At 43.5% G+C, this 11,662-nt stretch carries 11 protein-coding genes; 9 read left to right on the forward strand and 2 right to left on the reverse strand.

Annotation, left to right across the window (positions count from 1 at the left end; genetic code table 11):
- Positions 1-79 precede the first annotated feature (79 nt).
- From L2747_RS19335 to L2747_RS19355, 5 genes are all read left to right on the forward strand, one after another.
- A complete protein-coding gene (locus tag L2747_RS19335; protein WP_249000620.1) occupies positions 80-289 on the forward strand; it encodes a helix-turn-helix transcriptional regulator in 210 nt (69 codons plus the stop codon).
- Positions 290-766: 477 nt separating this feature from the next.
- Entirely contained in the window at positions 767-1,771 is a 1,005-nt protein-coding gene (locus tag L2747_RS19340) for a YagK/YfjJ domain-containing protein (RefSeq protein ID WP_249000621.1), read from the forward strand.
- 170 nt (positions 1,772-1,941) lie between these two features.
- The gene (locus tag L2747_RS19345; protein WP_249000622.1) at positions 1,942-2,598 is read left to right on the forward strand and encodes an HGGxSTG domain-containing protein; all 657 of its coding nucleotides are present in this window, start codon (positions 1,942-1,944) and stop codon (positions 2,596-2,598) included.
- Positions 2,599-2,774: 176 nt separating this feature from the next.
- Positions 2,775-5,234 carry an EcoAI/FtnUII family type I restriction enzme subunit R gene (gene hsdR, locus L2747_RS19350; protein ID WP_249000623.1) on the forward strand — a complete coding sequence of 820 codons (2,460 nt, stop codon included), beginning with the start codon at positions 2,775-2,777 and terminating at the stop codon, positions 5,232-5,234.
- Between the two features lie 133 nt (positions 5,235-5,367).
- Complete coding sequence (locus L2747_RS19355; RefSeq protein ID WP_249000624.1) at positions 5,368-6,732, forward strand: MATE family Na+-driven efflux transporter; 1,365 nt, start codon at positions 5,368-5,370, stop codon at positions 6,730-6,732.
- A 45-nt stretch (positions 6,733-6,777) separates the two neighbouring features.
- Here L2747_RS19355 and L2747_RS19360 read toward each other — a convergent pair whose 3' ends face one another.
- A complete protein-coding gene (locus tag L2747_RS19360; protein ID WP_249000625.1) occupies positions 6,778-7,110 on the reverse strand; it encodes a hypothetical protein in 333 nt (110 codons plus the stop codon).
- A gap of 78 nt (positions 7,111-7,188) precedes the next feature.
- Here L2747_RS19360 and L2747_RS19365 point away from each other — a divergent pair, with 78 nt between their 5' ends.
- The gene (locus L2747_RS19365; RefSeq protein WP_249000626.1) at positions 7,189-7,338 is read left to right on the forward strand and encodes a hypothetical protein; all 150 of its coding nucleotides are present in this window, start codon (positions 7,189-7,191) and stop codon (positions 7,336-7,338) included.
- 10 nt (positions 7,339-7,348) lie between these two features.
- The gene (locus L2747_RS21455) at positions 7,349-7,480 is read left to right on the forward strand and encodes a hypothetical protein (RefSeq protein WP_259655949.1); all 132 of its coding nucleotides are present in this window, start codon (positions 7,349-7,351) and stop codon (positions 7,478-7,480) included.
- 62 nt (positions 7,481-7,542) lie between these two features.
- Here L2747_RS21455 and L2747_RS19370 read toward each other — a convergent pair whose 3' ends face one another.
- Entirely contained in the window at positions 7,543-7,947 is a 405-nt protein-coding gene (locus L2747_RS19370; protein ID WP_248951841.1) for a hypothetical protein, read from the reverse strand.
- 304 nt (positions 7,948-8,251) lie between these two features.
- Between L2747_RS19370 and L2747_RS19375 the strand changes: the two genes are divergently transcribed.
- Together L2747_RS19375 and L2747_RS19380 are read left to right on the forward strand one after the other, a co-directional pair.
- The gene (locus L2747_RS19375) at positions 8,252-9,751 is read left to right on the forward strand and encodes an N-6 DNA methylase (protein WP_249000627.1); all 1,500 of its coding nucleotides are present in this window, start codon (positions 8,252-8,254) and stop codon (positions 9,749-9,751) included.
- The gene (locus L2747_RS19380) at positions 9,751-11,613 is read left to right on the forward strand and encodes a restriction endonuclease subunit S (RefSeq protein ID WP_283107359.1); all 1,863 of its coding nucleotides are present in this window, start codon (positions 9,751-9,753) and stop codon (positions 11,611-11,613) included. The genes L2747_RS19375 and L2747_RS19380 overlap by 1 nt, the downstream gene beginning before the upstream one ends.
- Positions 11,614-11,662 lie beyond the last annotated feature (49 nt).

The raw sequence follows: 11,662 nt of genomic DNA on the forward strand, positions 1-11,662 counted from the left end.
CCATCCTTCTATTTTGCAACCATAAATATAACTAAAGTCACTCCATTACTTGTACAACCCATCACAAACAGGAGTGACTATGAAAACATCTATTGCAACATCAACAGACCGCTTCATTCGCGAAGCAGAACGTAAAGCAATTACCTCTATATCACGTACAACAGCTTGGATTCTTGAACAACAAGGACAATTTCCCAAGCGACGCCGCATATCCCAAAGTAGCCGTTCTGTAGGCTGGTTGCTATCAGAACTCATTGAATGGATCGAATCACGTCAATCTGTCAAATAAGGATCTATAAAAATGACACATAAACAACTTGATCATTTAGCAATGTACATAGATCAAAATAGAGTCGTAATGAGACCTGAAGTCCAAAAGCTATTAGGAGGGATCAGTCGCTCAACATTAGGAAGAAGGGTTAAGTCAGGCGAATTTCCGTCACCTAAACTGACAATAAAACGGCACTCATGTTGGATATTTAAAGATATCCATAAGTGGCTTCCTAATTGATAGACAAAAAGCAGGCTCAGGCCTGCTTTTTTATACCCTGAATAACTCATAGGGCTTGTCAGTAGGGGCTCAAAAGACAACCTCACCCGCTGACACACTTTGACCCACTTATGAAGTTAACATTAACCAGCTGAAAAGCCTTCAAACCCGGACGTACTGCATCGTTCAGGCAAAAACCAATAATGGATTACGGCGGATATTAAATAATATACCCCGCTAGGCTAGCTGCAATGCAAACAACTAGAAAAACTAACCATGGCTAAACAGACAAATAAACCCAGCAGAAAAGCTAAGCCCCGTAAAAAGCGCTTTTGTATAACCAAACACAACTCAACGTTGTTTGCTTACAAGAACCATGCTTACGATGTTTTTAAACCGGAACATAAGTGTTTAAGAAAAAGCATAGTTAATACCATTATCTCTGATTACGAGATCATGCATAGCCATTACAAACGACTGTTGGTTGCTAGAATTGATCTACACCCAAGCCACTACTCTTTTGATAACCAGACAATTACCCAGTTCTTAGAGCAATTACAGCAATTACTTGAAGCCCAATACAAATGTAAGGTGATTTACCACTGCGCCAGAGAGCAGAACACATCTGAGATTGAGCATTATCACCTTGAAGTCTTACTAAGCGCCCACAAGATAAAGCACTCATACCGGCTACAATCGCTTATAAAAGCCATGTGGGAAATGCATGCGAATGGCACAGTCTCATTTGTTGAAAACCCTTATTGCATCACTTACAGAGGCGACAAATCCTCACTAAAGAGTGCCATCTACCGCTCAAGTTACTTGGCTAAAGAGCACACTAAAGAGCTAAATGGCAAAGCTAAAGGCTTTTTAAGCAATAAGCTCGCTCCGGCAACAGACTTCGATCCAACAACAGATCTCATGCTGGTGGACCCAGAAGTCACCTTTAATAACAACCAACGGAAGCAAGCGTTTAAACATTTTCAAATAGCTAACCCACAGCTCAACAGTCAAATTACTCGACCACCAAAACATGGCTGGTTTAACCCCCTTTCTCACGATCAGCAGCTAAAAGCGTGTATTGCCGCAAAGCCCATCAGCTTAGAGCATTTAACCAATCCCCCTCTAAGTGATGCCAAACCAAAGTATCGCTATAAAGACTCGCTGATAAATGATCAAGCTAATGAAGTGATCACTCAGCATGTAACAGTGATCACTCGACTATCAGCCCATGAACCGAAAAGTGATCACTCTTTTTTTGATCACCTAGATCATCAATGAGCAAATTATAAGGCCGCCATAAACAACAGAAAACCAATAAGCCTCCGGGTGTTGTGAACATTTCAGTGATCAACTGTTCACTGCAAATTTCAAAATACAGAACAAAGCCCATGAACCGAAGCAATTCCAAAAAGTGATCACTCGACTGATCAAAAGGAGCAGAAACAAAAATGGCTAGATTTAATCTTGAAAGCTTGCCCAAATGCGGCGCTAAAACCAGAAGTGGAAAGACCTGCCAGCGCTATGGAAATATTACCAATGGCCGCTGCAAGTTACATGGTGGCCGCTCTACAGGTGCAAAAACTAAAGAGGGAAAGATGGTGCTACGTACTAATGCCTTACTCAACGTTTTTGCTTGGCACTGTGATAAAACAATCTACCTACAAATCAAAGATTCAGACCTAGAAGGGGCTCTAATAGCCTATCTAACGCTAATAGAGCTACAAGACCTAAATTCTAGCGAGCTAAAAGCTCAGGTTTTCAACGTCGTCAGCCAATATCGAATTGAGCTAGAAATATGTAAATACCTCATCGCCGAACGTGATGGCTCAGCAGCTTTATTGCTTATTCAATCAGCGTTAGATCATTACTATAAAGATGATGCGTGCCAGCACTTACTCTTCCACATTCACGCACCAATATATCCCTCACCTTTCTTTCAAAGGCTTACTGGCTCCAATGCGGAATTCGACCACCAGATGAAGTTAATGATAAATGCAGACAGAAAAAAAGGACCTTTCTACACAGGCACTACTAGATTAAGCCCGGGAATGAGAGCATTCAATAAGCAGATAAAAGCGCTGAAGAAGATGTACAAAGACCTATAACGTAAATGCCACCAGCAAGGTCCACTCTACGAATTAAGGCAGGTAAAGACTCCAGCTTTTTCATTTTCAATCCTTGAGCTAAATCCTGTGCTTCCTTAAGGCTTTATGACACAATCGAAATGGGCAAAGCTGTCCGTAACTGTTTGTTATCTTTCCTAGAAGGACCTTGTTAGGTTATGAGCATCAATAAAGCAAAACTGACTGAAACCGATATCATCAGCAAATTCATCATGCCAGCGATTAAAGATGCGGGCTGGAATGATATGACGCAAATTCGCCAAGAGGTGAAGTTACGCGACGGTAAGGTCATTGTGCGTGGCCAGCTCGGTGTACGCAAAACCGTAAAGTCTGCTGATATTGTGCTTTACCATAAACCAAGCATGCCCCTTGCAGTGATTGAGGCTAAAGCGAACAAACATGAAGTAGGCAAAGGCATGCAGCAAGGGCTCGATTACGCCCGCTTGCTTGAAGTGCCTTTCATCTTTGCCTCTAACGGTGATGGCTTTATCTTTCACGATAAAACTAAACTGGGCACGTCTGAAGCCCACAACCTAGAATCCGAAATCCGCCTTGAGGACTTCCCATCACCGAAAGAACTCTGGGACAAGTATTGCGCTTGGAAAGGCTACACCGAAAAGCAGCTGCCCATTATCAACCAAGAATACTATGACGATGGTAGCGGTAAGCACCCTCGTTATTACCAACTGCAAGCCATCAATAAAACCGTAGAAGCAATATCATCAGGTAAAGACCGTGTATTGCTCGTCATGGCAACAGGCACTGGTAAAACTTACACGGCGTTTCAGATTATCTGGCGTTTATGGAAGTCTCGCGCTAAAAAACGCATTCTATTCCTAGCCGACCGTAATATCTTAGTCGATCAAACCAAGACAGGTGACTTTCAACCTTTTGGTCCCGCAATGACCAAGGTCTCAGGCAGAACCGTTGACCCATCATATGAGATACACCTAGCGCTCTATCAAGCTTTAACCGGCCCAGAAGAGGCTCAGAAAGCCTTTAAGCAAGTAGACCCAGACTTCTTTGACTTAATCATTATCGACGAGTGCCATCGAGGTAGCGCCTCAGAAGACAGCGCATGGCGTGAAATCTTAGAGTATTTCAAAAGCGCAGCTCAAGTAGGCTTAACCGCAACCCCTAAAGAAACCGATGAAGTATCAAACTCAGACTACTTTGGTGATCCGGCTTATACCTACTCCCTAAAAGAGGGCATTGAAGACGGCTTCTTATCGCCCTATAAAGTGGTGCGCGTTGATATTGATGTTGATCTGCAAGGCTGGCGACCAACAAAAGGCCAAGTCGATAATCAAGGAGAGGTAATAGAAGACCGTATCTATAACCAAAAAGACTTTGACCGCACCATGGTGATTGATGAACGAACTCAGCTGGTGGCCGAGACGATAACCAACTACCTAAAGCGTACAGATCCAATGGCAAAGACCATTGTATTCTGTAATGACATCGACCATGCCGAACGTATGCGCCGTGCTATCGCCAACCTTAATCCAGAGCAAATGGCGAAGAATGATAAGTACGTGATGAAAATCACCGGTGATGATGAGCTAGGTAAAGCCCAGCTAGATAACTTCATCAACCCTAAAAAACCTTACCCTGTCATAGCCACTACCTCAGAGCTGATGACCACAGGTGTCGATGCTAAAACCTGTAAGCTGGTGGTACTGGATCAAAACATTCAATCAATGACCAAGTTTAAACAGATCATTGGTCGCGGCACCCGTATCGATGACAGATACGGCAAGTTATGGTTCACCATCTTAGACTTCAAAAAGGCTACCGAACTGTTTGCCGATGAGCGCTTTGATGGTACACCAGAGAAGGTCTTAGTCGTTACCCCTACAGATATCGAAGATGACGATACTGACATTGATGGCACTGATGCTATTGATGACCCAAGTGGTGAAGATAATCCATTCGATGATGGTGAGCTTGGTGGCGATAGCAGTGATACCCAGTCGGATGGCTCTGGCGATGATGGCCAAACACCAGAAGGTGAATGGACAGACGATGAAACCCGTAAAGTAGCCAAATACCGAGTCTCGGGTGTAAGCGTTAGTAAAGTTGCAGAGCGTGTGCAGTATTACGACAGTGACGGCAAGTTAGTTACCGAGTCTTTCAAAGACTACACCCGCAAAACCATGGCTAAGCAGTTCAGCTCACTCGATGAGTTCGTAAAGCGCTGGAATGACTCTGACCGTAAACAAGCCATCATCGATGAGCTCGCACAAGAAGGTATTATCTGGGCCGCACTTGAAGAAGAGGTTGGCAAAGAGATGGACCCCTTCGACATGATCTGTCATGTGGTGTACGACCAACCGCCGCTCACCCGAAAAGAACGTGCCAATAGCGTTAAAAAGCGTAATTACTTCACCAAGTATTCTGATACCGCCCAAACGGTACTAGAGAATCTACTGGTTAAATACGCCGATGTTGGGGTCCAAGAAATTGAAAGCATGCAAGTGCTAAAAGTGCAGCCCTTTAACGAGATTGGTAGCCTAAGCGAGATCGTTAAAAAAGGCTTTGGTGGTAAAAAAGAGTACGAGCAAGCAATTAGCGAATTAGAAGCTGAGATTTATCAGCTCCACCAGCAATCAGCTTAAGGGTTATTCTTAGGGCTCAATGATAAAGCCCGAATCATTATAAGAATGAGCAGTGACTAATCCATTAGTCACTGCACTAGCTCTAGTACAAAGACTACTTAAAACAGAGCCCTAAACTGCCACTACGAATCCAATGCACATGCAGCCAAACCTTAAAGCTTCAGCCTTTGTAACCCCCTATTTGAAGAGCTATCAAGGTATCAACTTCAAGCTGCTACTGGTGCTCATCTTAACCAGCTTAATCCCGTTAATATATTCCACGACTCGGATACATTTTCTAGGCGATATCCCTAATCCTTGGGCGTTCAGCATCGCAGCGCAAGTGGCTTGGCTTAATGTAATTTATGAGGTGCTTAGTGAGGCTCTGCTTTTACCGCTAGCATTCATATTTGGCCAAGTGATACGAGAACCTAAAAAGTACAATGTCAGGTTATCGATAGGGCTTACTATCGTGGTCATGGCCTATGCCAGTGTTACTATTACGGTAATAACTCTGGCACCTCAAATGGTTGTAGCTATGCAGCAGCAAGCCGCGCTTATCGAGCAAACCGTCAGTTATATTCGCCTAGAGTCCATCGCGATTTTATTGTCGAGTGTATTTTCATTTGCAAGCTTAGTGCTCATACTCAAAAACAAGCAGAAGCTTATCTATCAGTTATTACTTATCCAAACCCTACTCACCCTATTATGCGACAACGTGTTTGTCAGTCAGCTGCCATTCTCTTTAAACCTTGGGGTTAATGGCATAGCGTGGACCAATATTATCGTCAGCTTGGTTTTATCTAGCGTGGCCATTTTATATTTAACCAGTAAGGGCCTATCGCTACGCCGCATTCAGTTTAATCAGCAACCATGGCTTACAACTTGGCTAAGGGTTGGCGCTAAGTCAGGCTTAGAGTCATTAGTACGCAACACCGCTTTTGTGGTGATGATCTTACAGCTGGTTAATCAGGTTCAACAAGCTGGAGTATTTTGGTTGGCGAATCAGTTTATCTGGGGGTGGTTACTATTACCTATTCTGGCGCTAGGCCAGTTAGTAAAGCGCGATGCGGCCAACAATGGTGGATTAAGCAAAGATAAAGTGAACAGCTATATGGGTATCGTAGTGGTATTTGTATGCGGCTGGCTGGGGTCTATGCCTGCATGGCAACCTTTTATCGAACACGTTATGGGTGTTAGCCAGTCACAAGCTGTCACCAAGCTAGTGTTACTTATGCTTGGCTTTTACATTGTGTTTGCCTTTAACCATGTCATTGATAGCTACTTTTACGGTATAGGCCGAACGGACTTAATGTTATACCAGTCGTTAATCGTAAACACAGGCTTCTACGGCAGTGCATTTATGGCTTATCAAATGGGCTGGTTCGTTCCATCACTCGATAAAATAGCCATCATGTTTGGCCTAGGGATAACAATCGATGCCATCATCACCGCCTACCTGTACTACCGGCTAACTAAAGCCCGTGCCCCCAACATGACTAACATTCTAGTCCGTTAGAATATACAGCGACCATAGGGGTGTTAGCCCCCTTTGCTTTTACAGTTAGCTATCTAGTTCACTAGACAGCTCAGTGAGACTCATCGTAATGTCATCATTTAAGCAGCTATGGTTAACATATTGGCTGCGGACTTTATCAAGGTTGAGGCTTTGGTAACTAGGCTGATCTGCCAATATATCAAGGTATGAGTCCAACACTTCCTCTTTGGTGGTTTTCCGCTGTAGCTGCTTCTTAATATTCGCAGCAAGCTTCTGCTCCGCCTCTTTATCATCGTCATCATAAAGCGCCTCATAAACTAGCTCAGCAAACTTGTTGATACTCAGGTTTAGCTTTTGCAGTAACGCTTTTATTTGCTTTTGTTTTACTGCGGTCCCCATCGGTCCCCACCCCCTATGTCATTCTGTGCCTGTCTTAGCGAAGACACTAATTAAATTAATCCGAAAAAGGAATTGAACATGACTAAAAATAAAACTCCAATGACACCTGAAGCCGCTGCTCGCATTCAATCAGGTACTGCCAAGCAAAATGGCGGCAAGGTAGAAAAAGCCAGTTTTGGTGCTCGCGCACAACGTGCGGCTGAAACCAACAAAAAGTCAGGTAAATAAGGAGATCACCATGAGCAAATCAACACCAAAATCAAGCCCAAAAGCACCAGCTGCACCTCGTCCAAGTAACAACCCCAACTACCCAAGCACAACGGGTAAACCGTCTGGCGGCGGGCGCGGTAACGTTCCAAAGGGTAAATAAAACCCTACTTGGTTAAGCTCAACAAAAGCGGTTACTCAAGGTGACCGCTTTTTATCTATAACCTATCTACAACTCTTAGTGTATCGACGAAAAATGGGCACAAAACCTTTCGAGTCATCTTTATAATCAGAGTAGGGATAATCTTCTTGAGCCCCTTCCAGCGCACATAGACAAACATCACGCTTACTAAGGTAACGGCTTTGAGAAATAGAATTGCTACTGCCGTTAATACAGCTATCGAGCAGAGCGTATTCCACCGCGATAGGATATCGGTCACCGTAGCCTTTGGCCTCATCTCGAAGAGTATGAACACCAATATAGGTTAAAAGGGCAAGCGCTGTTCCTGTTATGATTTTCCGCTTAGAAAACTCATAACCTTTGTAGTCTTTCTCACATTTTTTACAGCGTATGTTTTCAGCGTATTCGATTTCATTATCTTCGCTGCAATGGGGGCATTCAACAATCATGGGTCACCACTAACTTTCATCCTTGCTAATTAGTTGTTTTGCTGGCAATTTAATCACAACCAAATATTAAAAGCATCGCATTTTATATAACCCAAAACCTAACAATACCGTCATCCCCCCTTCACTCCTGTATCAGCGCTAAGCTGAAAACTTTACGCTTTACATACCTAACGTATGTCATTACCAGTAAAGCGAAACCCCCACCAGCTAGAACAGCAAAATAATCATAACTAACTCACTGATTACCAGTGCAGGTATTGCTATACTGCCCAGCATTATATTTAGCAATTAAAGTAGCTTTGTTATGTCTATCAGTTCAGCGATTAAATCCATCCAAGATATTATGCGTAAAGATGCCGGTGTTGACGGCGATGCCCAACGCCTAGGGCAAATGTCTTGGTTACTTTTCCTTAAAGTGTTCGATGCCCAAGAGGAAGAGTTAGAGCTTGAGCTAGACGATTACCGTGAGCCAATCCCAGAACAGTTCCTATGGCGCAACTGGGCTGCAGATAACCAAGGCATCACAGGTGAAGAGTTACTGGACTTTGTTAACGATGAGCTATTTCCACAGCTTAAAAACCTCACTGCGCCGATAGATAAAAACCCGCGCGGTTATGTAGTCAAAGAAGCCTTCTCAGATGCCTTTAACTACATGAAAAACGGCACTCTACTGCGCCAAGTGATCAACAAGCTCAATGAGATCGACTTTACCGACTCAAAAGAGCGTCACTTATTTGGTGATCTGTATGAGCAGATCTTAAAAGACTTACAAAGCGCAGGTAATGCGGGCGAGTTCTATACCCCACGCGCTATCACTAAGTTCATTGTCGCGGTAACCGACCCTAAGCTTGGCGAGTCTATTATGGACCCAGCTTGCGGTACCGGCGGCTTCTTAGCGTGTGCCTTTGACCACGTTAAAACTAACTACGTTAAATCGGGCGAAGACCACAAGACCCTACAGCAACAAATCTTTGGTGTTGAGAAGAAGCAGCTGCCGCACCTACTGTGTACTACTAACATGATGCTGCACGGCATTGAGGTGCCAGTACAGATTAAGCACGGCAACACCCTCAATAAGCCATTATCAAGCTGGGATGACCAAGTTGACGTCATCATCACTAACCCACCATTTGGCGGCACTGAAGAAGACGGTATTGAAAAGAATTTCCCAAGCGAAATGCAAACCCGTGAAACAGCGGATCTATTCCTACAGCTAATCATCGAATTGCTAGCAGAGCCCTCAGCTGGTAAAGAGGGGGGCCGCGCAGCCGTGGTATTGCCAGACGGCACCCTATTTGGTGAAGGCGTTAAAACTAAAATCAAAAAGCTGCTGACTGAAGAGTGTAATCTGCACACTATCGTGCGTTTACCTAACGGTGTATTTAACCCATACACTGGCATTAAAACCAACATCCTATTCTTCACTAAAGGTCAGCCAACCAAAGATGTCTGGTTCTATGAGCACCCATATCCAGCAGGGGTGAAAAACTACAACAAAACCAAGCCAATGAAGTTTGAAGAGTTTGCAACTGAATTGAGCTGGTGGGGCGTTGAAGCCGACGGTTTTGCATCACGAGTTGAAAACGAGCAAGCATGGAAGGTGTCGATCGATGACATCATCGCTCGCAACTACAATCTAGATATTAAAAACCCCCATGTAGGTGATGTGGTCAGCCACGATCCACAAGAGTTACTACAAGACTACGCCAAGCAGCAAGCCGATATTCAAGCCCTGCGTGATCAGCTAAAAGGCATTCTTTCTGCCGCCCTTTCTCCAAAAGATTCAGCAGGAGAAGCTAAATAATGGCTGAGCATGATGTGAAAGTAACAGTAAAGAAAACAGCTGAACAGCTCATTACGGAAAATCTAGATATCTGGACCAGTGCCATCGAGCAAAAGTCAGCATCAGGCCGTGGTTCATCGAAGAAGTTTTCACTGCATGGCATCAAAAAGCTGCGGGAGCTGATTTTAGAACTCGCCGTGCGCGGTAAGCTAGTTCCACAAGATAAGAAAGACGAACCAGCATCGGTCTTGCTTGAACGTATTGCTGCTGAAAAAGCGCAACTGGTGAAAGACAAGAAGATTAAAAAGCCTAAAGCTTTGCCTAAAATTAGTGAGGATGAAAAGCCGTTTGAGCTACCGAATGGCTGGGAGTTTAAGCGTCTAAATGATATAGGTATTATTTTCAACGGAAATAGTGTAAATGCAAGGTTAAAAGAACAAAAATATACAGGGTTAAGTGAAGGCTTACCATTTATCGCGACCAAAGATGTTGGCTATGGATTTGAAGAGCTAGATTACGATAACGGAGTATTGATACCTTTAGAGGAGCCTAAATTTAAAGTAGCTCGAAAAAACTCAGTATTAATTTGTGCAGAAGGCGGTAGTGCAGGTAAAAAATGTGGAATCGCGACCCAAAGCATTTGTTTTGGCAATAAATTATTTGCAATTGAGGTGCATGATAATTTCGAGCCTAAATTTGTTTTATCTTTCTACTTAACCCCAACGTTCTATAGTATGTTTAGTGCATCAATGACAGGTATTATTGGCGGCATTTCTTCAGCTAAATTCAGTGAATTGTTAATTCCTGTTCCACCACCAGCAGAACAGCATCGCATCATTGCTAAAGTCGATGAGTTAATGAGCTTGTGTGATGCCCTAGAAGCTCAAACAGAAGCTAGCTTAGTTGCGCACCAAACCTTAGTGGAAACCTTGCTAGGGGCGTTACTGCTTCCTTCTGCTGATACTAACAGCCTTGAGCAGGTAGAAAGCCCAGAGCCGTCTTTTGATAACAGCCCTGAGCGGCACTTTATAGAGAGCTGGCAACGTGTTGCCGAGCACTTCGACACATTATTCACCACCTGCGCCAGCATCGACACGCTAAAGCAAACCATCCTGCAACTCGCCGTCATGGGCAAGCTGGTGGAACAAGATGCTAATGATGAACCAGCCGCTAAGCTACTAGAGCGTATCGCCGCAGAAAAAGCGCAATTAATCGCTGATAAGAAAATCAAAAAGCAGAAACCACTGCCTGCCATCACAGATGAAGAAAAGCAGTTTGAACTGCCGAATGGATGGGACTTTTGCAGACTTGGCGAAATATTACAGGTTATTAGTGATTATCATGCAAATGGTGGTTACAAGATTCTCAAAGAAAATGTAGAACTGTTGGATGATGTTAATTACGCCATAATGCTTAGGACCACTAACTTTAGTGAAAAAAACTACAATAATTACAAGTACATTACTGAACTAGCATATAACTTTTTAGAAAAATCAAAGTTATATGCAGGCGACATAATTATGAACAAAATAGGTGATCCCGGATCATCATTTTACGTTGATGACAGGGGGCAACCTATGTCTCTAGCAATGAACCTTTTTTTACTACGGACCCAGAGCGTAAGTAGTAGATATGTTTTTCTATATTTAAGTGGAAACTATGATTATATCCGTGGTTTTGCAAACGGAACATCAACCCAGACAATAACTAAAGAAGCTGTAGGTAACCTTGTTTTTTCATTACCACCACTCGAAGAGCAGCACCGCATCGTCTCCAAAGTCGATGAGTTAATGGCACTTTGCGACCAACTCAAAGCCCGTTTAGCTGATGCCCAAACGACCCAACTTCACCTTACCGACGCTATCGTCGAACAGGCTGTTTAAAGTCACCGATATTATAGTAAACATATACAGTTTATCTAACAGGGAATGA

Origin of the sequence: Shewanella marinintestina, assembly GCF_023283845.1 — a bacterium.
Taxonomy (GTDB): Bacteria; Pseudomonadota; Gammaproteobacteria; order Enterobacterales; family Shewanellaceae; genus Shewanella; species Shewanella marinintestina.